The 21670-nt window shown below is 71.9% G+C and carries 20 protein-coding genes and 1 pseudogene; 13 read left to right on the top strand and 8 right to left on the bottom strand.

Annotation, left to right across the window (positions count from 1 at the left end):
- Window positions 1-563: 563 nt before the first annotated feature.
- Window positions 564-830 (bottom strand): hypothetical protein, encoded by a 267-nt coding sequence (locus DC008_RS16900; RefSeq protein WP_108707694.1) that lies wholly within the window; start codon window positions 828-830, stop codon window positions 564-566.
- Window positions 831-1764: 934 nt separating this feature from the next.
- Between DC008_RS16900 and DC008_RS16895 the strand changes: the two genes are divergently transcribed.
- From DC008_RS16895 to DC008_RS16885, 3 genes are all read left to right on the top strand, one after another.
- Window positions 1765-1971, top strand: a complete 207-nt coding sequence (locus DC008_RS16895) for a hypothetical protein (protein WP_108707693.1) — start codon at window positions 1765-1767, stop codon at window positions 1969-1971.
- 71 nt (window positions 1972-2042) lie between these two features.
- On the top strand, window positions 2043-2459 hold the full coding sequence (locus DC008_RS16890) for a DUF6234 family protein (RefSeq protein WP_108707692.1): 417 nt from the start codon (window positions 2043-2045) through the stop codon (window positions 2457-2459).
- 50 nt (window positions 2460-2509) lie between these two features.
- Window positions 2510-3178, top strand: coding sequence for a Type 1 glutamine amidotransferase-like domain-containing protein (locus DC008_RS16885; RefSeq protein ID WP_108707691.1), 669 nt, complete (start codon window positions 2510-2512; stop codon window positions 3176-3178).
- On the opposite strand, the pseudogene DC008_RS16880 reads toward DC008_RS16885, so the two are convergent.
- Window positions 3176-4333 (bottom strand): annotated as a pseudogene (locus DC008_RS16880) (MFS transporter); the annotation flags it as partial. The gene DC008_RS16885 and the pseudogene DC008_RS16880 sit on opposite strands and share 3 nt — an antisense overlap.
- 91 nt (window positions 4334-4424) lie before the next feature.
- Between DC008_RS16880 and DC008_RS16875 the strand changes: the two are divergent.
- Window positions 4425-5186: a DeoR/GlpR family DNA-binding transcription regulator gene (locus DC008_RS16875; RefSeq protein WP_108707690.1), complete on the top strand. Its 762-nt coding sequence runs from the start codon at window positions 4425-4427 to the stop codon at window positions 5184-5186.
- A gap of 22 nt (window positions 5187-5208) precedes the next feature.
- Here DC008_RS16875 and DC008_RS16870 read toward each other — a convergent pair whose 3' ends face one another.
- Both DC008_RS16870 and DC008_RS16865 read right to left on the bottom strand, forming a co-directional pair.
- A complete protein-coding gene (locus tag DC008_RS16870) occupies window positions 5209-5712 on the bottom strand; it encodes a hypothetical protein (protein ID WP_108707689.1) in 504 nt (167 codons plus the stop codon).
- Between the two features lie 101 nt (window positions 5713-5813).
- Window positions 5814-6296, bottom strand: coding sequence for a MarR family winged helix-turn-helix transcriptional regulator (locus DC008_RS16865; protein ID WP_108707688.1), 483 nt, complete (start codon window positions 6294-6296; stop codon window positions 5814-5816).
- 143 nt (window positions 6297-6439) lie between these two features.
- Here DC008_RS16865 and DC008_RS16860 point away from each other — a divergent pair, with 143 nt between their 5' ends.
- From DC008_RS16860 to DC008_RS16845, 4 genes are all read left to right on the top strand, one after another.
- Window positions 6440-6826, top strand: a complete 387-nt coding sequence (locus tag DC008_RS16860; RefSeq protein ID WP_108707687.1) for an HGxxPAAW family protein — start codon at window positions 6440-6442, stop codon at window positions 6824-6826.
- 61 nt (window positions 6827-6887) lie between these two features.
- Window positions 6888-7766 carry a DUF2797 domain-containing protein gene (locus tag DC008_RS16855; RefSeq protein ID WP_108707686.1) on the top strand — a complete coding sequence of 293 codons (879 nt, stop codon included), beginning with the start codon at window positions 6888-6890 and terminating at the stop codon, window positions 7764-7766.
- A 203-nt stretch (window positions 7767-7969) separates the two neighbouring features.
- Entirely contained in the window at window positions 7970-8710 is a 741-nt protein-coding gene (locus DC008_RS16850) for a response regulator transcription factor (protein ID WP_108707685.1), read from the top strand.
- Window positions 8707-10299, top strand: coding sequence for a sensor histidine kinase (locus DC008_RS16845; RefSeq protein ID WP_108707684.1), 1593 nt, complete (start codon window positions 8707-8709; stop codon window positions 10297-10299). Before DC008_RS16850 ends, DC008_RS16845 begins: the two co-directional genes overlap by 4 nt.
- Here the strand turns inward: DC008_RS16845 and DC008_RS16840 are convergent.
- Complete coding sequence (locus tag DC008_RS16840; RefSeq protein ID WP_108707683.1) at window positions 10245-10826, bottom strand: TetR/AcrR family transcriptional regulator; 582 nt, start codon at window positions 10824-10826, stop codon at window positions 10245-10247. The genes DC008_RS16845 and DC008_RS16840 overlap by 55 nt on opposite strands.
- 131 nt (window positions 10827-10957) lie before the next feature.
- Between DC008_RS16840 and DC008_RS16835 the strand changes: the two genes are divergently transcribed.
- The 5 genes from DC008_RS16835 to DC008_RS16815 all read left to right on the top strand — a co-directional run bounded on the left by DC008_RS16835 (window position 10958) and on the right by DC008_RS16815 (window position 17767).
- Window positions 10958-11839 carry an SDR family oxidoreductase gene (locus tag DC008_RS16835; RefSeq protein WP_108707682.1) on the top strand — a complete coding sequence of 294 codons (882 nt, stop codon included), beginning with the start codon at window positions 10958-10960 and terminating at the stop codon, window positions 11837-11839.
- 93 nt (window positions 11840-11932) lie between these two features.
- Window positions 11933-13237 (top strand): bifunctional glycosyltransferase family 2/GtrA family protein, encoded by a 1305-nt coding sequence (locus DC008_RS16830; RefSeq protein ID WP_108707681.1) that lies wholly within the window; start codon window positions 11933-11935, stop codon window positions 13235-13237.
- A complete protein-coding gene (locus DC008_RS16825) occupies window positions 13234-15294 on the top strand; it encodes a glycosyltransferase family 39 protein (protein WP_108707680.1) in 2061 nt (686 codons plus the stop codon). Before DC008_RS16830 ends, DC008_RS16825 begins: the two co-directional genes overlap by 4 nt.
- A gap of 57 nt (window positions 15295-15351) precedes the next feature.
- A complete protein-coding gene (locus DC008_RS16820) occupies window positions 15352-16899 on the top strand; it encodes an MFS transporter (RefSeq protein WP_108710731.1) in 1548 nt (515 codons plus the stop codon).
- A gap of 82 nt (window positions 16900-16981) precedes the next feature.
- The gene (locus DC008_RS16815; protein WP_108707679.1) at window positions 16982-17767 is read left to right on the top strand and encodes a TetR/AcrR family transcriptional regulator; all 786 of its coding nucleotides are present in this window, start codon (window positions 16982-16984) and stop codon (window positions 17765-17767) included.
- A 10-nt stretch (window positions 17768-17777) separates the two neighbouring features.
- Here the strand turns inward: DC008_RS16815 and DC008_RS16810 are convergent, their stop codons facing one another.
- The 3 genes from DC008_RS16810 to DC008_RS16800 all read right to left on the bottom strand — a co-directional run bounded on the left by DC008_RS16810 (window position 17778) and on the right by DC008_RS16800 (window position 21640).
- The gene (locus DC008_RS16810) at window positions 17778-18248 is read right to left on the bottom strand and encodes a PPOX class F420-dependent oxidoreductase (RefSeq protein WP_055625249.1); all 471 of its coding nucleotides are present in this window, start codon (window positions 18246-18248) and stop codon (window positions 17778-17780) included.
- A gap of 48 nt (window positions 18249-18296) precedes the next feature.
- A complete protein-coding gene (locus DC008_RS16805; protein WP_108707678.1) occupies window positions 18297-19121 on the bottom strand; it encodes a YceI family protein in 825 nt (274 codons plus the stop codon).
- A gap of 92 nt (window positions 19122-19213) precedes the next feature.
- Window positions 19214-21640 carry an MFS transporter gene (locus DC008_RS16800; protein WP_164492458.1) on the bottom strand — a complete coding sequence of 809 codons (2427 nt, stop codon included), beginning with the start codon at window positions 21638-21640 and terminating at the stop codon, window positions 19214-19216.
- Window positions 21641-21670 lie beyond the last annotated feature (30 nt).

The raw sequence follows: 21670 nt of genomic DNA, 5'->3' as shown, positions 1-21670 counted from the left end.
TGCCCAAATCTGCCGTCAATGTCTGGACACACGCGGGGAAGGCGCACTGATTTCCAGCGCGACCCCATAGGAGCTTGCGACTGAGCACGTTGATCGACACTGGTCCCCCGGGTTACTCGTCGGCCTAGGGTGCAAGATCCTCCGATCGGGCACCAACAGAAGTATGGCGGTCCTCACAGGCATGATGTCGTGCTCTACCGCATACGTGCATGGCTACCAGCAAGATCCTGGACGTAGGTTGGCCGGCAGCGCGTCGGGGGACGCCCCATCCTCTTCAGACGTCCTTTCTTATGGTGCAGGTGTGGGCTCAGCAGCCTGAGGGAAGCCCAACTCGTTGAGCAGTGTGCTGAAGAGGTCTTCCACGGGGGTCTCGTGTGAGCGAAGCAGCCTGTCCGACACGTAGTCCGGGGGAGCGACGTCATCGGGCTGCGACGCCTTGTCCAGCTCCAGCAGTTCGTCAAGCTGCGGCAGCGGCAGCGGCTATTGAGCACACTAAAGCCCGATGGGGCCGGCTCCAGGGAAGCCGACCCCATCAGGTTCATCCTCAGCTCTACCGGCTGCACCTACCGGTCTTCGTCGATCACCACCACGACAACGACGCTGACGCGAATGTCACCGATCTGGTAGTGAGTAACGGAAGCCTCGTGCACCCTCAGCCTCGGGCCTTGCTCGTTAAAGTCGGTGGCGGGGTCGGTCGGCAGCTCCTTGAAGCACTTTTCGCACGGCTTGGTGTTCGCGGTGCCGTACCTCCAACCGCGTATAGCCCACCGGGCCCATTCGACCCCAATCACTACCCAGTGCGCTTTCTCCATGACCTCGTGCAGGTCCACAGCCCAGCCCCTCTTTCCCTCACCGGATCGGCCCCGTTGGCCTCAAGCGGTGTTGTTCAGATCCAGCGGTCGCATTCGACGTGATCCCTTGCGACGCAAGATCTTTTTGGGTGGAGGTACTGCGCCTCTCGAATTTCCTTTCCGTTGTCGGTTCCGGATCGGGAGATCCCCTGGGACTTACGGCGTGTGGCCTGACGACACAGACGGCCCTGGTCCGCGATCCTCCCTCCGTCACGAGGGGGAGCAGTGTCGCCGAGATTCAGAATGCCAAGCAGTTCGCATGATCGCCAGCGCGGATTGCGTGAGGAAGACCGCACGGCCTTGGCTGAACTCCGGGAACTTTTCCGGTACATGGCCGACAACCTGCATGAACGGGCTGAAGAGCCGTCAGGAATGAGCGCTCGATTGGTGTGTAGCCACCTCAACGGGCCGAATTTCAGTGAGCGGCCCCGCCGTTGGGCCGTCTCTGGGCCGTGCGAGGGGCCCCGAGGCCGATCGGTGGCGACCGACCGACGTAGACAGTCGAGTCAGAGCCGCCAGCCGGGAAACCTCAGGTCGGGGGGCATACGCGTTTTCCCCCCGAGGGGTAGCCGTCGGGCAGGAGGGGGTGCTTCTTGCCGTTGATCGCCTTCCAACCCTCCATGCTGGCCTGCGGCTTGCTGGACGAAGCCGCAGTTCCGGAGCTCGTGCCTGACATCAGCCGCTGACATCAACAGGGGCGAACAGTCGCGTACGGCGACACACCCGCAAGCAGCCGTCGGGCCAACGCGTCGCAGTACACGGGTGACCCGTCGAGACCGTGCACGCGCCTACGGATCAGAAGGTTGCAGGTTCGAATCCTGCCGAGTGCACACAGGCAAGAGGCCCCGGAGAGATCCGGGGCCTCTTGCGTTGCGGTGCGTACACATCGGGCGGGGGAACCACGTCATGACCCATGACCTACCGGCTCCACCTGGTCTGTGCGGGCAGCGGCAGCGCGCGCTTGCGGTTCGAGCCGGCGAGTGCGGGTGCGATGGCCACGGTGCCGTGCGACGGGTCGGCGGTTCAGCAGCGGCTCACCGGGGACGAGCTGGTGCGTATCGACGTGGCCGGCGCCAAGGGGGCGACCGGTGTGATCGCCTGGCAGATCGATGCCGTGTAGTTCTCCGGCTTTGTGCGGCTGAGTAGTCGTACTCATGCGCCGGGCTCGTGGCAGCGGCCAAGGTGGCGGGTATGGATTTACCCTCCGCTCCGCCTGCCTTCGATGCCACCTCCGGGCCGGGGCCGTGGCGGCGTGCGGACCTTGGGGCCGATATCGGGGCCGGTTGCGGTCTGGTGCTGCTGGAGCTGGTCGCCCTCGTGGTGATCTTCGGGCTCTGGTTCCTGTCCGGGTTCGATCTCGATCCGGCGCGGACCACCACGATCGATCCGCTGTGGACCTACCTGGCCGCCGCCGGAGGAGTCGGGATTCTGGCTGTGGTGGCGGCTGCGGTCGCCGCGCGGGCCGGGGCCGTGGTCACCGTGGTCAGTCAGGGCGTCATGGCCGTCCTGGTGTGCGTCGTCGTCTTCGGTGGTGCGCAGTTGCAGGCCCATGAAGATCAGCGGTGCCGTGACATGGCGTCAGCCGCGGGGTGTGAGGGCGGCGGCTAGAGGGCGCGGGTGCGTTGCACTTGGTGTGGGCGGCGTGCTTGGGTCGGGTGATGGATTGTCTGTTGACGGCTGGTGGGCTGCGGAACGACACGTTGCGGGATGCCCTGCGGGACATGCTGGGGCGCCCGTTCGGGGCGGCGAACGTCGTGTACATCCCCACGGCGTCGCTCGCCGAGCCCGGGGACCACGGGTGGTTCCTCGCGGATCTGAACCGTGTGCACGGGCTCGGCTGGCGGGAGTTCGACGTCCTCGAGCTGAACGGCCTGCCCCCGCAGCGGGTGCTCGACCGGCTGCTGCACGCCGACGTCGTCTACGTCGGCGGCGGCAACCACTACCACCTCGCGCGCAGCATCACCGGCAACGGCCTCGCCGACGGCATCCTGGAGGCGCTGGAGAGCCGGGTCTACGTCGGGCTCAGCGCCGGGTCGATGATCTTCAGTCGGCATCTCGACGAGCACTCCGCCGACGTCATCGGGGACACCGCCGACCTGCACGTGCTCGGCGCGACGACGCTCAAGCCGCCGTTCGGGCTCTTCGACTGGTACCTCAAGCCCCACCTGTACTCACCGGACTTCCCCGAACGGGACGACGCCTGGGCGGACCGCATCGTCGCGCGGGCCGACTTCCCCCTCTACTTCATCGACGACGACACGGCCGTCCGCGTCCGCGGCGGCGAGGTCGACGTCGTCTCCGAGGGGCGTTGGCGCTTCCACCCGTGACTCCGGACGCAGCACCCCGGCGCCCACGGCCGTCGTCACGCACAGCAGGGTCAGCAGGACGAAGGCGTGGTTGAGGGCGACCACGTGGGTCAGCCAGCCGATGACCGCCGGGCCGGCGAGCATGCCGACATAGCCGAGCCCGGCGACCCGGGAGACGTTCGCGCCGGCCGCCGCCGGGTCCGCGTGCCCGGCCGCGCTGAACAACTGCGGGACACAGCCGGACAGGCCCAGTCCGAAGAGCGCCCAGCCCGCGAACGCCGTCCACAGCCACGGGCCGAAGGCCACCAGCGTGATGCCGACGGCGGCCATGGCCGCGCCGTGGCGCAGGATCGCCATCGAGCCGAAGCGGGCGGCGAGCCGGTCGGCCAGGAGGCGGCCGGTGGTCATCGCCGCCGCGAAGGTGCCGTAGGCGAAGGCGGCCGTGCCGATGGACGCGCCGAGGACGTCCTTCAGGTGCAGGGCGCTCCAGTCGTTGGCGGCGCCCTCGCACAGCATGACCATCAGTGCGAGTACGGCGAGGAGCCAGACGCGCCCAGCGGTTCCGCGGCGTCCGGAGGCCGGCGACGCCTCCTCGGCGACGGTGCCTTCGGCGGCGGGTGCGGCCGGCATCAGGGCACGGGCCGAGGCCAGGGCGATCACGACGCTCACCGCCCCGACGCCGGTGAGGGTCACGACCGGGCTGATACCGGCGCCTGTCGCCCCGGCCGCGACAAGGGCCGCCACCACCCCGCCCACGGAGAAGGTGGCGTGGAAGCCCGACATCACGGGACGGCCGTACGCCTTCTCCACATGGACGGCGTGGGCGTTCATGCTGACGTCCAGGCCGCCATTGCAGAAGCCGAAGACCAGCAGGGCGCCCGCGAGCGTCCATGGGTCGTGGGCGAGGGCGGGCAGCACCAGGGACGCGCCGCACAGGACGCTGGTGGCGGGGACCACGACGCGCGCGCCGAGGCGGTCGGTCAGCGGGCCGGCCACCTGCATGCCCGCGAAGGCGCCGAGCCCGAGCAGGACGAGCAGGCCGCCCAGGGTCGCGTGGCTGACGCCGACCCGCTCCTCGACGGCCGGGATGTGCACCACCCAGGCGCCCATCAGCGTGCCGCAGAGGACGAAGTAGACGTAGGTCGCCACACGGGCGCCGAGGAGCGAGCGTTCCATGGCGAGAACGGTAACGAACAGTTGGGATGTTCGAAAGGGCTGGCAATGAACGTCTTGCGTGTGCATTTCTGGGTGGTGTTCAATCCCCGGTATGAGCAACGCAGACCGGCACGGGCTGATCGCGAAGGCCGTCAGGGACTCCGGTGGCGCCACGGTGCAGGAACTCGCCGAGCTGACCGGTGCCTCGGAGATGACCATCCGGCGCGACCTCGACACCCTGGCCGCGCAAGGCGTCCTGGAGCGTGTGCGCGGTGGGGCGCGGTCCCTGCTGCTCCGGGGCGAGGAGCCGCCGTTCGCCCTGCGCGCCCATGAGGCGGTCGAGGTCAAGAGGCGGATCGCCGCCGAAGTGTCCGCCCTGATCGCCGACGGCGAGAGCGTCCTGCTGGACAGCGGCACGACCTGTCTGGAGGTCGCCCGGCTCCTGCGCGAGCGGCCCGTCACCGTGATGCCGTTGTCCCTGCAGGCCATCCACGTGTTCGGCGAGACGCCCGGCCCGGCCACCCTTGTGGTGCCCGGCGGGCAGCCGCGCGCCGCCGAGGGAGCTCTGACCGGCCCCCTCACCCTCGCCTCGCTGGCCGCACTGCGCTTCGACACCGCCGTCATCGGCTGCTGCGGTCTGAGCGCGGCCGACGGTCTGACCGCGTACGACCTCGACGACGCCGCGGTGAAGAAGGCGGGCATCGCCTCCGCCCGCCGTACCGTCGTCGCCACCGACGGCGGCAAGCTCGGCCGCACCGCCTACGCGTACGTCGGCCCCGCGAGCGCCCTGCACACCCTCGTCACCGACGACACGGCGGCCGCCGACGAGGTGGCCGCCCTCGAACGCGCCGGCACCGTCGTCAAGACCGTCTGACGCGACAGGGGCTGGGGTTTCCTCAGGCGTACTTCCAGCGCCAGGCGTTCGCGCTGTAGACGCACTTGATCCTGGTGCCGTCCGCGGTGGTCGTCGTGGCGCCGTGGTCGCTGTTGCGGCAGAACTGGCCCGCCGAGTAGCAGTTGCCCGAGTTGGAGACGATCGAGCAGGTGCCGGTGCTGTCTCCGCCGCCGCTGCCGCTCCCGCTGTCCGTGTCGGCCGCGGCTGCGGTGGCCGTCCGGGTGACAGTGACCGTGGGGGCGGGCTTGGGCTTGGCCTTGACCGTCTCGGTGACCGTCGGGCCGGGTTCGGGCGTGGTCGTCACGGTCATCGTGACGGTCGGCGCCGCCTTCACCTTCGTCTGGACGGGCTGCTGTTCGTCACCGTTCCCCGGGGCGGCGACGAGAAGGCCCGCCAGGAACAGGCCCGAGCCGCCGAGCCAGACGCGCTTGCGCCGGCGGAGGGGGCGGGTGTCCGGCGGACGGGGCGCGGGTGGCGGCGGCGGTGCGGTGTACGGATTGGCCATGTCGTCCCCCCAGAGCGATACGGATGGGGCGACGGTAAGGCTCCGTGAGCCGGGGTGTGAAGAGCATGTGAAGGGTGTGACTGTCCTGTGACGTACCCCGGTCAGGTGCCGTCCTGTTCCCGGAGTTCGTCGATGTACGTCTGCGCGAGGCCGGTCGCGCGGGTGAACCAGTCCGTCAGGACGGCGATCTCGGCCGCCGAGTAGGAGGCGAACAGCTCGATGAGGCGGACGTAGTAGGGGCCGTAGAGCGACTCGACGCGGGTGAGCGCGGCGGGGACGGCGGCCACCCTGACGCGGCGCCGGTCGGCGGGGTCCGGGCGGCGGGTGACGAAACCGGCGCGCTCCAGGCGGTTGAGGATGCCGGTCATCGCGCCGGTCGTGACGTGGACCTGCTCCGCGAGCGCGCCCGCGCTGAGCAGGTCGTCGCCTGCCTTCACCACGAAGCCGAAGCAGAGCAGGTCGGTGATGTTCAGCCCGAGTCGCTGGGCCATCTCCTGCTGCCCGAGCAGATGGGCGGCGATGAGCGAGTCCATCGCCTCCAGAGCCTGGGCGGGGCTGGCGGTGGGGCGTGGCGTGGCTGACATCTTCCGTTTTACCTTAGCTCGTGAGAGATTTAGCTGATGAAAGTCTCACGTCGTAAGGGATTCGGAGTCCCACGACGTGCCGGGTTCCGCCGCCCTCGGTCGGAGTGGGGGTGGTGTGGAGTGGAGCGGGAGGAGCAGGCGGCATGAGCCAGTATGACGAGGGCCATACGTTCGCCGGATGGATCGGGACCGCGGTCGCGACCGTCGGCTGTTCGATGCTGGGGGCGGGGATCTGCGTCACGTCGGCCTCGCTGCTCGTGGGCGGGTTCGCCGTGACGGTGGCGAGCGTCCTCGTCACCTGGGTCCTCCATCTGACCGGCTGGGGCAAGCCGTCGGGGATCCGGCCCAGGGATCAGTGGGGGATGCGGGTGCGCGATCTGAGCGCACGGGAGGGGCATCCCGACTGCTGGGGGTGCCGGCTGGCCGGGCGGGGGCGGCGTCCGGCGCAGGCGCCGGGCGTGGTGCGGGCCTCCGCCGGGGCGGTGCCGGGCCGGGAGGCGGCCGCCGTGGGGGCTGGGGGCGAGGCATAGAAACCACAGGTGAGAGCGGTGCAGGCCGCGTTGTCAGTGGCTGGCTCTAGTCTCGACGGTGATGGCACAGGCATGGCGATGTTCGGGGCTGCGGTGGTCGGCGGACGGGCCCGAGCTGGTCTGGGACGGGGGTCGGCGGTCCGCGCTGACCTGGGGGAAACGGGTGGCCTTCGGGGTCGCGGAAGGGGGAGTGCGGACATGTGTGGGAGCCAGGCGGCATCCCTGTCCGCGGCGCGCGGCCGTGCCGGGGCGGGGCACGGGGGCGCGGTGCGAGGAGTGCGCGCGGCTGGACCGGGCGCACTCGGTGGCGGCGGACACCATCGCCGACGACCCGCGGCCGTACCACGTATATCTGGCCTGGTTCGGGCCCGGGATGACCAAGGTCGGCATCACCGCCGTTGAGCGGGGCTCGGCGCGGCTGCTGGAGCAGGGGGCGGTCTGCTTCGGCTGGCTGGGTGCCGGTCCGTTGATGGCGGCGCGGCGCACGGAGGAGCTGCTCCGGGCGGCCCTGGGCGTGCCGGACCGCATCCCGTACGCCGACAAGCGGGCCGTGCGCTCCGCGTTGCCGGAGACGGAGGCGGAGCGGGCGGCCGAGGTGGCGGAGCTGCACGCCCGTGCGGTGGCGCTCGCCGGCTGGCCGGAGTCGCTGGCCCCGGAGCCGTGCCGACCGGTCGACCACGCCGGGGTGTTCGGGCTGGCCGGGCTGCCGCCCGCGGTCGGCGCGGTCGGTGAACTCGTGGCGGGCGCAGCGGTGAGCGGGGAGCTGGTGGCGGCCGCGGGGCCGGACCTGCATCTGCGGACGGAACGGGGGGTGGTGGTCGTCGACACACGGTTGCTGACGGGGTGGGAGCTGGTGGCAGTGGACGCGGACGGTGAACTGACCGTGCCGGTGGTGGAGTTCAGGGGGCGCGAAGGGGGCGTGCAGGACGGGCTGTTCTGAGGGCCTTCGGGTGCGGGGCGCTCGGCGTTGGAGACCTTGAGCCCCAGAGGATCCGGTCCGCAGGGTCCAGCCCCAGAGGATCCAGTCGCAGGGCCCACCTCCAGCCCCTCCCCAGCCGCCGCTTGAGAGCGACCTGTGTGTTTCTCAGGTAAATCACAGGTTGGGGAAAGGGTCTTCTCAGGGGCTCTCGACAGGGTGTGCCCATGACCACGACCTCGCCCCAGGGGCGTACCGAACTGCTGAGGCCGGACGGGAGCCCCGTCCGCGTGCTGGTGGTGGACGACGAGCAGTCGATCACCGAACTGCTGTCCATGGCCCTGCGGTACGAGGGCTGGCAGGTCCGCGGCGCCGCGGACGGCGCGGGGGCTCTGCAGGCCGCGCGCGAGTTCCGGCCCGACACCGTCATCCTCGACATGATGCTGCCGGACATGGACGGGCTGACCGTCCTCGGCCGGCTGCGGCGGGAGCTCCCGGATGTGCCGGTGCTCTTCCTGACCGCCAAGGACGCCGTCGAGGACCGGATCGCCGGGCTCACCGCGGGCGGGGACGACTACGTCACCAAGCCGTTCAGCCTGGAGGAGGTCGTCGCCCGGCTGCGCGGTCTCATCCGGCGCTCCGGGGCGGCCGACCGGCGGGCGGAGTCGGTGCTGGTCGTCGGCGACCTCACCCTCGACGAGGACAGCCACGAGGTCACGCGGGCCGGGGACAGCATCCATCTGACCGCGACCGAGTTCGAGCTGCTGCGCTTCCTGATGCGCAACCCGCGTCGCGTGCTGAGCAAGGCGCAGATCCTCGACCGCGTGTGGTCGTACGACTTCGGCGGTCAGGCCAACGTCGTCGAGCTGTACATCTCCTATCTGCGCCGGAAGATCGACGCCGGACGGGAGCCGATGATCCACACGCGGCGCGGCGCCGGGTATCTGATCAAGCCGGCCGTGTCGTGACCGGGCGGCGACGGTCGCGGACGCGGCGGGCGGGTCAGCCGCGCACGCTGCGGTCCCGGCTCGTCGTCGCCTGTGTGACGCTGATCGCCGTGGTGTGCGCGGTGATCGGCACGGTCACCACGCTCGCCCTGCGCGAACATCTGGACGACCAGCTGAACGGGCAGGTCGAGGATGCCGGCAAACGGCTGTCCGGGCCGTTCAAGCCGGGCGGCGGGGACGCCCCGGCGAGCGTGGACGCCCCGGCGAACGAGGACCGGATCGAGGGCTTCGTCACCAAGGGGCCCGTGCAGACAGGGACCGTGGCCGCCGAGACCGGCACAGGCTCCCGGGTCGTCCGGGCCGTGATGGCCGAGCGGCAGCCGGACGAGTCCACGGACTTCGAGGGCCGGGCCATCGAACTCGGCGACGCCGTGAAGGACGTGCTCTCCGGCGTCCCCCACGACGGGGGAACCCACACCGTGACCCTCCCCGGGCTCGGCGAGTACCGGGTCCTGTACGTCCCCGCACTCGACGGCGGCGGCTACTCCGTGGCCCTGCCGACCGCGACGGTCACCGGCACCCTGCGGACCCTCGTCCTCATCGAGGCCATCGTCACCGCCGCCGCCCTCGTGGCCGCCGCGATCGCCGGCACCGCCATCGTCGGCGTGGCCACCCGCCCCCTGCGCCGGGTCGCCGCCACCGCCACCCGGGTCTCCGAACTCCCCCTGCACATCGGCGAGGTCAACCTCAGCGAACGGGTCCCCGAGCCGGAGACCGACCCGCACACCGAGGTCGGCCGGGTCGGCGCCGCCCTCAACCGGATGCTGGACCACGTCCACGCCGCCCTGCACTCCCGCCAGCAGAGCGAGACACGCGTACGGCAGTTCGTCGCGGACGCCAGCCACGAGCTGCGCACCCCGCTCGCCTCCATCCGCGGCTACGCCGAACTCACCCGGCGCGGCCGGGAGGAGATCGGCCCCGACACCCGGCACGCGCTCAGCCGTATCGAGTCCGAGGCGGCCCGGATGACCCTGCTCGTGGAGGATCTGCTGCTGCTCGCGCGACTGGACGCCGGACGGCCGCTCCAGTTCGAGCGGACCGACCTGGTGCCGCTCGTCGTGGACACCGTCAGCGACGCCCGCGTGGCCGGGACGGACCACACCTGGCGGCTCGACCTGCCCGACGAGCCCGCCGTCGTCCCGGCGGACGCGGCCCGTGTGCAGCAGGTCCTGGTCAATCTGCTGGCCAACGCCCGCACCCACACCCCGCCCGGCACCACGATCACCGCCCGGGTGCGGCGCCGGGACGCGTGGGTGTGCGTGGACGTCGTGGACGACGGGCCGGGGATCCCGGCGGACCTGCTCCCCCGGGTGTTCGAACGGTTCGCGCGCGGCGACTCCGCGCGCTCCCGCGCCACCGGCTCCACCGGTCTGGGCCTCGCGATCGTGCAGGCCGTGGTCAGCGCGCACGGCGGTGCCGTGACCGTCGACAGCGTACCCGGACGCACGGTCTTCACCGTCCGGCTCCCCGCGCCGCCCACCGAAGTCGGCCTTGCTCAGCCCAGGGACGCGGTGGCCGCGCGCAGATCCTCCAAGGCCGCGAGCGCGTAGGGCGCGAGCGGTTCCTCGTCGTCCCGGTCGCCGCCCTCGGACCAGCGGGCGTACCCCTGCTTGAAGGCGAGGACGCCCATCTCCGCCGCGAGATGCGCGGTCGGCTCGGGCACCCCGCGTGCGACGAGCGCGGTCGTCATCGCGGCCGCGAGGCCGACGCTCTTGAGAGCGTCGCGCTCCTGCAGTTCGGTGCTGGCCGCGACGGCCGCCTTCAGCCGGGGGCCCAGCTCACGGTTGGCCGGGCCCATGGCGCTCGACGCGCGCTCGAGCCCGGCCGCCACCGCCTCCAGCGGGCTGGCGTCGGCGGGCGCCTCGGCGACACCCTCCGCGAGCAGCCGGCTGAGCGTCTCCTGACCGGCCACGAGCAGTTCGCGCTTGTCGGAGAAGTGCCGGAAGAAGGTGCTCTTGGTGACGCCGGCGCGCTCGGCGATCTGCGCCACGGTCGTGGCGTCGTACCCCTGCTCGGTGAACAGGTCGACCGCCGCGACGACGAGTCGCTGGGCCGCTCCCGGTTGCCATCTAGCCATGCGACCAGGATAGGTGATGGGACAAGAGTCCCATCAGGGTGTACGGTCGAGTGACGGGACAAGAGTCCCGTCACCGGGATCGCCGGGTCCCATCCCTGGGTCACGGGGTCCCACCACTCACGGGAGTACTCATGCACGTCTTCGTCACCGGCGGCACCGGCACCATCGGCTCCGCCGTCGTCGCCGAACTGCTCGCCCACGGCCACACCGTCCTCGCCCTGGCCCGCTCCGACGCCTCCGAACGGGCCCTCCGGGACGCCGGCGCCGAGGTGCTGCGCGGCGAGATCGCCGACCTCGATGTCCTGCGTTCCGGCGCCGCGCAGACCGACGGGGTGGTCAACCTGGCCTTCGGGCGCGACTACGGCACCCCGGAGGCGCTCGCCCGCTCCATCCGCGAGGAGGGCGCCGCCCTCACCACACTGGCGGACGAACTCATGGGCGGCGACCGCCCGCTCGTCACCGTCTCGGGCACGCCATGGATCCCGGGACGCGCCGCCACCGAGGCCGACCCGGTGGCCACCGACGGTCCCGTGGGCGAGCGGGGCCGCAAGGTCACGGAACTCCTCGGCCTGGCCGAGCGGGGGCTGCGCGCCATGGCGGTCCGGATGCCGCGCACGGTCCACAACGAGGGGCAGGGCGGGTTCGCCGGGATGCTGACCGAGACCGCCCGCCGTACCGGTGTGGCCGGCCACCCGGGCGACGGCACCCAGCGCTGGCCCGCCGTGCACGCGGCGGACGCGGCGGCGCTCTTCCGCCTGGTGCTCGAGTCGGCGCCGGCGGGCACGGCCTGGCACGCCGTGGCCGACGAGGGCGACGCGGTACGGGACATCGCCGCGGTCGTCGGTCGGCGGCTCGGCCTGCCCGTGGCGTCGGTGCCGGCGGAGACCTTCGGTCCGTTCGGCCCGATCTTCGCCGCGGACCAGCCCGCGTCCAGCGTCCGCACCCGCGAGGTCCTCGGCTGGCGGCCGAAGCACCCGAGCCTGCTCGAGGACCTGGAGAACATCCGGCCCTGACCCGGACGAACGGGGACAAGCGCCCGCGCACTCACAGGTGCGGCACAGCCCCACCACACCGCCGGAACAGGGCAGTTGACGACAGTCGGCCCCATGCGAACCGACTCTTCCCCCGGCTCCCTGCCGGCCCGGGAGCACCTCCCGGCCATGGACGCCGGTACCCCTGTCCTGGACGTGGTGATCCCCGTCCACAACGAGGAGAAGGACCTTCGGCCCTGCGTACGGAGACTGCGCGACCACCTCGCGCGCACCTTCCCGTACCCCTTCCGCATCACCGTCGCGGACAACGCGTCGACCGACGCCACCCCGCGCGAGTCGCGCCGGCTGGCGACCGAGTTCCCCGAGGTGAGAGCCGTACGGCTGGAGCAGAAGGGACGCGGCCGAGCGCTGCGGACGGTCTGGTCCGCGTCCGACGCCCCGGTCCTCGCGTACATGGACGTGGACCTGTCCACGGACCTCAACGCCCTGCTGCCGCTGGTCGCCCCGCTGATCTCCGGTCACTCCGACCTGGCGATCGGCACCCGGCTCGGCCGGGGCTCACGCGTGGTGCGCGGCGCCAAGCGCGAGGTCGTCAGCCGCGGCTACAACCTCATCCTGCGCGGCTCGCTCCAGGCGCGCTTCTCCGACGCCCAGTGCGGGTTCAAGGCGATACGCCGTGACGTGGCCGAGGTGCTGCTGCCGCTGATCGAGGACACCTCCTGGTTCTTCGACACGGAGATGCTGGTGCTCGCCGAGCGGGCGGGCCTGCGGATCCACGAGGTGCCGGTCGACTGGGTCGACGACCCCGACTCCAGCGTCCACCTGGTGCGGACCGCGACCGAGGACCTCAAGGGCGTATGGCGGGTGGGCCGGGCCCTGGCGACGGGATCCCTGCCGCTGGACCGGCTCGCCCGCCCCTTCGGCGACGACCCGCGCGACCGCGAGGTCCGGGGCGTGCCCCAGCACCTGCTCCGCCAGCTCCTCGGCTTCTGCGCGGTCGGAATCCTCTCCACCGTCTTCTACCTGCTCCTCTACAGCGCCTTCCGTACGTTCGCCGGGCCGCAGACGGCCAACGCGCTCGCCCTCCTGGTCTCCGCGGTCGCCAACACCGCAGCCAACCGGCGCCTCACCTTCGGGGTGCGCGGCCGTACCGGCGCCGTACGCCACCAGGCGCAGGGGCTGGTCGTCTTCGGCATCGGCCTCGCCCTCACCAGCGGCTCGCTCGCCGCCCTCGACGCGGCCGGCGGTGAACCCGCGCACTCCACCGAACTCGCGGTGCTGGTCGCCGCCAACCTCGCCGCGACCGTCCTGCGCTTCCTCCTCCTGCGGGCCTGGGTCTTCCCGGACCGGCGCGCGCCCGTCCCGTCCGGCACCTCCCACCCGCCCCGTACCGCGACCGAAGCGAGGGACCCCCGATGACCGTCCACGACCAGACGTTCGTACGGCGGTTGTGGCGCGGGCGGCCCGAGGACCCGCGGTGGGCCCGCCCGGCGTTCCTCGCCCTCCTGCTCGCCACCCTCCTTCTCTACCTGGCGAACCTCAGCGCCTCCGGCTACGCCAACTCCTTCTACTCGGCGGCCGTCCAGGCGGGCAGCGAGTCCTGGAAGGCGTTCTTCTTCGGTTCGCTCGACGCGGCGAACGCCATCACCGTCGACAAGCCCCCGGCCGCGCTGTGGCCGATGGCGCTGTCCGTGCGCCTGTTCGGACTGCACAGCTGGGCGATCCTGCTGCCCGAAGTCCTCATGGGCGTCGGCACGGTGGCCGTGGTGTACGCGGCGGTACGCCGCCGCTTCAGCCCCGCGGCCGGCCTGATCGCGGGCGCGGTGCTCGCGCTCACGCCCGTCGCCGCGCTGATGTTCCGCTTCAACAACCCGGACGCGATGCTCGCCCTGCTGATGGCGGTGGCCTGTCATCTCGTCGTCCGGGCCCTGGAGGACGGCCGTACGCGCTGGATCGTGTGGGCCGGTGCCGCGATCGGCTTCGCGTTCCTGGCCAAGACGCTGCAGGCGTTCCTGATCCTGCCGCCGCTCGCGCTCGTGTACGCCGTCTGCGCACCGGTCCCGGTGCGCAGGCGCGTCGCTCAACTGGCCGCGGGGCTCGCCGCGATCGTCGTGGCGGGCGGCTGGTGGGTGGCGGTCGTCGAGCTGTGGCCCGCCTCCTCCCGCCCGTACATCGGCGGCTCGCAGAGCGACTCCTTCCTGGAACTGACCTTCGGCTACAACGGCCTCGGCCGGCTGAACGGCGACGAGACCGGCAGCGTCGGCGGCGGCGCCCCGGGCGGGGGCGGAGGCGGCGGCTGGGGCGAGACCGGCTGGGACCGGATGTTCGGCCCGGTCATCGGCGGCCAGGTCTCCTGGCTGATCCCGGCCGCGCTGATCCTGCTCGTCGCGGGCCTGGTGGCCACGCGCAAGGCGGCGCGCACCTCGGTGACCCGCGGTGCGTTCCTGGTCTGGGGCGGCGCCCTGCTCACGACGATGCTGGTGTTCAGCTATATGCAGGGCATCTTCCACGAGTACTACACGGTTGCTCTCGCCCCCTGCATCGCCCCGCTGGTCGGCATGGGCGCCGCGCTGCTCTGGGAGCGACGCGAGCGGGTCTGGGCCTCGCTCACCCTGACGGCCGCGATGACAGCGACCGCCGCCTGGGGGTACGTCCTGCTGAACCGCTCCTCCGGCTATCAGCCCTGGCTGAAGTGGCTGGTCCTGGTCGGCGGTCTGACGGCGGCGCTGGGCCTGCTGTTCGCGGCCCGGCTGGGACGCCGGATCGCCCTCGGCGTGGCCGGACTGGGACTCGTGACCGCGCTGGCCGGCCCGGCGGCGTACACCCTCACCACGCTGGGCGAGGCCCACACCGGTTCGATCGTCACGGCGGGCCCCGCGGTCACGGGCGGCCGGGGCGGCGGTCCGGGCGGCGGTGGTGGCCCCGGCGGAGGCATGCCGGGCGGGAACATGCCCGACGGCAACGGCTTTCCCGGGCGACCAGGTCAGGGCCGGCAAGGTCAGCAAGGCCAGGGCCGGCCCGGCCAGAACCTCCCCGGCGGGACGCTTGGCGACGGCAACCCCCAGGGCGAGACGCCCGACGGCCGTGGCGGGGCCGGCGGCATGGGCGGCCTGCTCGACGGCGCCGGCGTGAGCGACGAGGCCGAGGAACTCCTGGAGGACGACGCACAGGCGTACACGTGGGTCGCCGCAGCGGTCGGCGCGCAGAACGCGGCGGGCTACCAGCTCTCCACGGGCGGCCCGGTCATGGCGATCGGCGGCTTCAACGGCACCGACCCGTCCCCGACGCTCGCCGAGTTCGAGGAGTACGTGGCGAACGGCGAGATCCACTACTTCATAGCGGGCGGTGGCGGCATGGGCGGCGCCGGCGCCGGCACGTCCTCCCAGATCAGCACATGGGTCCAGGAGACCTTCGCATCGGTGACGGTCGACGGCACGACGTTCTACGACCTCACGAAGCCGGATGCCGAAGGCTGAGGGTGGCCGTAATCGCGTTGTACGCCGTACAGGAACCCCTCTACGGTGTAGAACATGATGACGTCCTCACCGGAACAGGCCGCGGCCCAGCCGCCGCAGCAGCCGCCCGCCCCCGGCGGCCACCCCCAGCGCTGGCTGATCCTCGGCGTCCTCTGTCTCGCCGTGCTCACCGTGGTGCTGGACAACACCGTCCTGAACGTGGCGATCCCCTCCCTCACCCGGGAACTGGACGCCTCCACCTCCGACATCCAGTGGCTGATCAACGCCTATTCGCTGGTCCAGTCGGGCCTGCTGCTCACGGCGGGCAGCGCCGCCGACCGGTACGGCCGCAAGAAGATGCTGGCGGTGGGCCTGGTCCTGTTCGGCACCGGTTCGCTGGTGGCCGGACTGGCCGGGTCCACCGGCCAGTTGATCGCCGCGCGGGCCGGCATGGGCGTCGGCGGCGCGCTGCTGATGACGACCGTGCTGGCCGTGGCGATCCAGATCTTCACGCCCGAGGAGCAGCCGAAGGCCATCGGCATCTGGGCGGCGGTGAACTCGCTGGGCTTCGCCGCCGGGCCGCTCCTCGGCGGCTTCCTGCTGGACCACTTCTGGTGGGGCGCGATCTTCCTGGTCAACCTGCCGGTCGCGGCGCTCGCCCTGGTCGCCGTCGTGACACTCGTCCCGGAGTCGAAGAACCCTCCCCCGAGCTCTCGGCTTCGCTCGAGCAGGGGGGACCCCCATGGCGACCGCCCCGACATACCAGGGGCCCTGCTCTCCACGATCGGCATGGCCGCGCTGGTGTTCGCGATCATCTCCGGTCCTGAGCACGGCTGGACGTCGGGCCGGGTGCTGCTGACCGCGGTCGTGGCCGTCGTGGTGCTGGCCGCCTTCGCGCAGTGGGAGCGCCGCGTCCCGTATCCCATGATCGACATGCACTTCTTCCGCGACCGGCGGTTCACCGGTGCGGTCTCCGGTGGTGTCCTCATCACCTTCGGCATGGGCGGCTCGCTCTTCCTGCTCACCCAGCACATGCAGTTCGTCCTCGGCTACGAGCCCCTGGAGGCCGGACTGCGGACGGCACCGCTCGCCCTGATGATCGTCGCGCTGAACTTCACCGGCGTCGCCGCGAAGTGGGCGGCCCGGCTGGGGACGCCGCGCGCCATCGGGCTCGGCATGCTGGTGATGGCGGCGGGCCTGGCCTCCGTGGCCACGGTCGCTCCCGGCGGCTACACCGGCACCCTGCTCGGGCTGGTGCTCATCGGCACCGGCGCCGCCGTGGCGAGCCCCGCCATGTCCCACGCCATCATGAGCGCGATCCCGCCGGAGAAGGCCGGCGTCGGAGGCGGTATCAACGGCACCGTCGCCGAGTTCGGTACCGGACTCGGGGTGGCCGTGCTGGGCGCCCTGCTCAACGCGCGGTTCGCCGCGCTGATCCCGATGGCGGCCGCCTCCCTGCCGCTGGCGCTGGCCCGGGCGGACGGCGCGGCCGAGCGCGGGCGGGTCCTGGACGCGTTCTCCTCCGGCCTGCAGACGAGTCTTCTGGTCGGGGCGTCGGCCGTGCTGCTCGGCGGACTGGTCGCCGGGGCGTTGCTGCGGCGGGCGGAGAGGGCAGACAAGACCTGAGTGCCGGCTCGGGCGGCTCCCCGGACCCCGGGGGCCGCCTGGCATCCTGAACAGCCGGTGACGGAGTCGAGGAAGGTGCGCGATGGCGAGGGCAGCCCGGCAGTCCCTGCGGACCAGTGTCTGGCTGGAGGAGAAGCCCCGCCGTGGTGGCCGTGCCGGCGGGGGTCAGCCCTCCGGCCTCGACCGGGAACGCATCACCGAGGCGACCGTACGGCTGCTGGACGCCGAGGGGCTGGCCAAGTTCTCGATGCGCCGGCTCGCCGCCGAGCTGAACGTGACCGCGATGTCCGTGTACTGGTACGTGGACACCAAGGACGACCTGCTCGAACTCGCCCTGGACGCGGCCTTCGGCGAACTCGACCTGCCCGACGCCGACTCCGAGGCCGACGAAGACACGGACTGGCGGGACGAGCTGCGCGCGCTCGCCCGCGCCTACCGGGGCCTCCTGGTCCGCCACCCCTGGCTCTCACCGCTGATCGGCACCTACGTCAACATCGGCCCCAACAGCCTCCGCTTCTCCCGGCAGGTGCAGCGCATCGTGCGCCGGACCGGCCTGCCCGCGCACGGCCTGGTGGCGGCGATCTCCGCCGTCTTCCAGTTCGTGTACGGCTTCGGCACGATCGAGGGGCACTTCATCGCCCGCAGCGCGGCCTTCGGGATGAGCCCCGACGACTACTTCCGGCATGCGATGAGCTCGGTGACCGCGTCCGCCGAGGCCGCCGACATCGTCCAGGACTCCGCCGAACTCATGGAGGCCCGGGGCGGCGACACGGTCGAGGAGATGTGGGAGCGGGACTTCGAGTTCGCCCTGGACCTGCTGGTGGCCGGCATCGAGGCGATGGTCGACCGGGCAGGCCCCACCTCGTAGTCCAACGACCTCAGTCGCCCTCGACCAGCCGCGCCGGGAATCCGCCCGTGGCCACCGGACCCCAGCGCTCCGGCGTCACCCGGATGATGGACTTGCCCTGTTTCACCATCGCCGCCCGGTACTCGTCCCAGTCCGGGTGCTCCCCGGCGATGTTCCGGTAGTACTCGACGAGCGGCTCCACCGAGTCCGGCGCGTCGACGACCTCGGCGGTCCCGTCGATCTGCACCCAGGGCCCGTTCCACTCGTCGCTGAGGACGACCACGCTCACCCGCGGATCCCGCTTGGCGTTACGGGTCTTGGCCCGCTCCGGGTACGTGGAGACCACGATCCGCCCCGAGTCGTCCACCCCGCAGGTCAACGGGCTGGCCTGCGGGCCGCCGTCGGACCGGCGGGTCAGCAGCAGGGCCCGGTGCCGGGGCCGTACGAAATCGAGCAACTCTTCGAGGGAGACCCGGGTGTTGGTCGCGATGTTCGGTGCCATGGGACGAGCCTAGGGCGCCGCGACCCGTTCAGCCTGACCCTGCTGTGCTCAGGCTTCCGGGAGTGTCTCGCCCTGCACGGCCTGGATGTCGAGCTCCACCTTCAGCGTCGTACCGATCGCGGCGATGCCGGCCTGCACGACCTGGTTGTAGTTCATGGCGAAGTCGTCCCGGCGCAGCTCGGTCGTCGCCCGGAACGCGGCGCGGGTGCCGCCCCACGGGTCGGCGCCGGTCCCGAGGTAGGCGAGGTGCAGGTCCACCGGACGCACCACCCCGCGCATCTCCAGCTCGCCGCGCACCATCCAGCGGTCGGTGCCGGTGGCCTGCGTGACGCCCGTCGAGCGGTAGACGATCTCCGGGTGCCGCTCCACGTCCAGGAAGTCCGGCGAGCGCAGATGCCCGTCGCGCATCTCGTTGCCGGTGTCGATCGAGGCGGCCTGGATCACCGCCTCCACCCTGGACTTGGTGATGTCGTCCGGCGCGATCTCGACGGCGGCGGAGAACCGCGTGAACCGGCCGCGCACACTGGAGATCCCCAGGTGCTGGGCGACCGCGGCGACCGTGGAGTGCGCCGGGTCGACGGTCCACGGGCCGGGCGGCGGCAGTTCGGTGCCGCCCTGGCGGGCCAGCGTGACCGTGCCGACCTCGGCCCGCCCGCCGGCGGTCACCAGCGCGCTCGCGGCGGCCGGCGCGTAGCCGACGGCGGTGACGATGACGGTGTAGGCCCCGGCGGGCAGCGGGTTCGCGTCGTGGACCGCGCCCTCCGGGTCGGCCTCCAGCCGCAGCACCTGCGCCCCGGTCATGTCCGTCACCGTGACGACCGCGTGCGGCACGGCCCATCCGTCCCGCGTGCGGACCCTCGCGGTCAGTCCCATCTCACGTACTCCTCAGGGGTCTTTGAGAGAACCGGCCCGTGGCGGCGGCGCGCCTTGGCTCGGAGCGCGCCGCCACCACGGGCCGGGTCGGGTCACTCGCCGGGGTGGGCGAGTTCGATGTCGTGGTCGTCGGTGCCGCGGCCGGTGACCGTCAGCGCCGTCGCCACCGGCGGGTAGCCGGTCGCGATGACCGTGTACTCGCCGCCGTCCAGGTCGGTGAAGGCGTACGCCCCGTCCGCCCCGGTCGTCGCCGTGCCGACGACGTTCCCGGCCGCGTCGACCAGCGTCACCCGGGCGTCGGCCAGCGGGCCGTGCGGCGCCCGGACGACACCCTGGACCTGGGCACCGGCCTCCAGCTCGACCTCGATCCGGGTGACCCCGGTGCCGGCGACCTCGACGGGCAGGGCGCGCGGCCGGAAGCCGTCGGCGTTGACCGCGACGGTCACGGCCCCGGGCACCAGCTCGGCGAAGCCGAACTCGCCCTGCTCACCGGTGGCGGCGGAGGCCAGCAGGTCGCCGCGCACATCGGTGACGATCACCATGGCGCCGGTGACCGGCTCCCCGCCCTGCGCGGCGCGCACCACGCCGTTCAGGCCGCTGGTGCCGCTGAGCAGGATGTCGTACGCCACCGGCTCGTCGCCGTCGACGACGATCGTGGAGGCCTGCGGCTGGAAGCCGTCGGCGGAGGCGATCAGGACGTACGAGCCCGCGCCCGGCGCGTCCACCGCGTAGGCGCCGTCGGCCTGCGCGACCGACCGGCCCAGCTGCCGTCCCGCCAGGGAGATCAGCGTGACGGCGGCCTGCGGAACCGGCGCGCTCTCGGCGCCCCGGACGAAGCCGCGGACCGGGACCCCGCCGGAGGCCGCGCCCCCGGCCGCCTCGGCGTCGGCCACGGTGGCCACGGCCGCGAGGGCCTGGGCCGTGCCCGGGGCGGTCTCGGCCCGCGCCTCCGGAGCGGTCTCCGCAGCGGCAGGCGTCGCGGCCGTCGTCTCGGCCGGTACGGCACCCGCGTCCTCTTCGGCCTGGGCCAGGGCACCCTTCGTCTTCAGGGGGACCTCCTTGATGAACACGGCGAACACCAGGGCGAGCAGGGCGATCGGCGCCGAGTACAGGAAGACGTCGGCGACACCGTGGCCGTACGCGCCCTCGACGACCGTGCGGACCGGCGCGGGCAGGGAGTCCAGGTCGGGGATCTCACCGTGACCGGAGGACGAGCCCCGCACCCCGAGCCCGGCCAGACCGTCCTGGACGTAGTGGGTGATCCGGTGGCTGAGAACCGCGCCGAGCGCCGAGACGCCCATGGCACCGCCGAGGGACCGGAAGAAGTTCACGACGGAGCTCGCGACACCCAGGTCGCTCGGGTCGACCTGGTTCTGCGTGGCGAGGACCAGGTTCTGCATCATCATGCCGACGCCGAGACCCAGCAGCGCCATGTAGATCGCGACGTGCCAGTACGCCGTGTCGTAGCGGATGGTGCCGAGCAGGCCCAGGCCCGCCGTGACCAGCACACCGCCGCCCAGCAGCCAGGCCTTCCAGCGGCCGGTGCGGGTGATGACCTGGCCGGAGACCGTCGAGGAGACGAACAGGCCGAGGATCATCGGGATCGTCAGGACACCGGACATGGTCGGCGACTCGCCCCGGGCCAGCTGGAAGTACTGGCTGAAGAAGATCGTGCCCGCGAACATCGCGACACCGACGAACAGCGAGGCCAGCGACGCGAGGGTGATGGTGCGGTTGCGGAACAGCCGCAGCGGGACGATCGGCTCGCTCGCCCTGGACTCGACGAACACGAAGAGCAGCAGCAGCACGAGCGCGCCACCGGTCATCGCACCGGTCTGCCAGGACATCCAGTCGTACTTGTCGCCGGCGAAGGTCACCCAGATCAGCAGCAGGCAGACCGCGGCGGTGATGAAGAACGCGCCGCCCCAGTCGACCTTGACCTTCCGCTTCACCACGGGCAGGTGCAGGGTGCGCTGCAGCACGATCAGGGCGACGACGGCGAAGGGCACGCCGACGTAGAAGCACCAGCGCCAGCCGAGCCAGTCGGTGTCGGTGATGACACCGCCGATCAGCGGGCCGCCGACCATGGCGGTGGCGAAGGTGGCGCCGAGGTAGCCGTTGTACCGGCCGCGCTCACGCGGCGAGATCATCGCCGCGAGGATGATCTGGGCCAGCGAGGACAGACCGCCCATGCCGATGCCCTGGACCGCGCGGAACGTGATCAGCATGGCCGGGTTCTGCGACAGACCGGCCAGCGCCGAGCCCGCCACGAAGACGACCAGGGACAGCTGTATCAGCAGCTTCTTGGAGAACAGGTCGGCGAGCTTGCCCCACAGCGGAGTGGACGCGGTCATCGCCAGCAGCGACGCGGTCACCACCCAGGTGTAGGCGCTCTGACCGCCGCCGAGGTCCTGGATGATGTCGGGCAGCGCGTTGGAGACGATCGTCGACGACAGGATCGCGACGAACATCCCGAGCAGCAGCCCGGTCAGGGCCTCCATGATCTGCCGGTGGGACATCGGAGCGCCGGTCGGGGCTCCCGAATGCTT

Source organism: Streptomyces nigra, assembly GCF_003074055.1.
In the GTDB taxonomy this organism is placed as follows: Bacteria; Actinomycetota; Actinomycetes; order Streptomycetales; family Streptomycetaceae; genus Streptomyces; species Streptomyces nigra.
The sequence above is the reverse complement of the archived record's forward strand: the minus strand, read 5'-3'. Positions and strand labels throughout refer to the sequence as shown.

Bases quoted from the DNA above. Each gene is read 5' to 3' on its own strand.
- DC008_RS16875 (WP_108707690.1), top strand. From the start codon at position 4,425: ATGAGCAACGCAGACCGGCACGGGCTGATCGCGAAGGCCGTCAGGGAC.
- DC008_RS16825 (WP_108707680.1), top strand. From the start codon at position 13,234: ATGACCGTCCACGACCAGACGTTCGTACGGCGGTTGTGGCGCGGGCGG.
- DC008_RS16870 (WP_108707689.1), bottom strand. From the start codon at position 5,712: ATGGCCAATCCGTACACCGCACCGCCGCCGCCACCCGCGCCCCGTCCG.
- DC008_RS16820 (WP_108710731.1), top strand. From the start codon at position 15,352: ATGACGTCCTCACCGGAACAGGCCGCGGCCCAGCCGCCGCAGCAGCCG.
- DC008_RS16800 (WP_164492458.1), bottom strand. From the start codon at position 21,640: ATGTCCCACCGGCAGATCATGGAGGCCCTGACCGGGCTGCTGCTCGGG.
- DC008_RS16890 (WP_108707692.1), top strand. From the start codon at position 2,043: ATGGATTTACCCTCCGCTCCGCCTGCCTTCGATGCCACCTCCGGGCCG.
- DC008_RS16805 (WP_108707678.1), bottom strand. From the start codon at position 19,121: ATGGGACTGACCGCGAGGGTCCGCACGCGGGACGGATGGGCCGTGCCG.
- DC008_RS16815 (WP_108707679.1), top strand. From the start codon at position 16,982: ATGGCGAGGGCAGCCCGGCAGTCCCTGCGGACCAGTGTCTGGCTGGAG.
- DC008_RS16830 (WP_108707681.1), top strand. From the start codon at position 11,933: ATGCGAACCGACTCTTCCCCCGGCTCCCTGCCGGCCCGGGAGCACCTC.
- DC008_RS16850 (WP_108707685.1), top strand. From the start codon at position 7,970: ATGACCACGACCTCGCCCCAGGGGCGTACCGAACTGCTGAGGCCGGAC.
- DC008_RS16855 (WP_108707686.1), top strand. From the start codon at position 6,888: ATGGCACAGGCATGGCGATGTTCGGGGCTGCGGTGGTCGGCGGACGGG.
- DC008_RS16810 (WP_055625249.1), bottom strand. From the start codon at position 18,248: ATGGCACCGAACATCGCGACCAACACCCGGGTCTCCCTCGAAGAGTTG.
- DC008_RS16885 (WP_108707691.1), top strand. From the start codon at position 2,510: ATGGATTGTCTGTTGACGGCTGGTGGGCTGCGGAACGACACGTTGCGG.
- DC008_RS16840 (WP_108707683.1), bottom strand. From the start codon at position 10,826: ATGGCTAGATGGCAACCGGGAGCGGCCCAGCGACTCGTCGTCGCGGCG.
- DC008_RS16835 (WP_108707682.1), top strand. From the start codon at position 10,958: ATGCACGTCTTCGTCACCGGCGGCACCGGCACCATCGGCTCCGCCGTC.
- DC008_RS16860 (WP_108707687.1), top strand. From the start codon at position 6,440: ATGAGCCAGTATGACGAGGGCCATACGTTCGCCGGATGGATCGGGACC.
- DC008_RS16895 (WP_108707693.1), top strand. From the start codon at position 1,765: ATGACCTACCGGCTCCACCTGGTCTGTGCGGGCAGCGGCAGCGCGCGC.
- DC008_RS16865 (WP_108707688.1), bottom strand. From the start codon at position 6,296: ATGTCAGCCACGCCACGCCCCACCGCCAGCCCCGCCCAGGCTCTGGAG.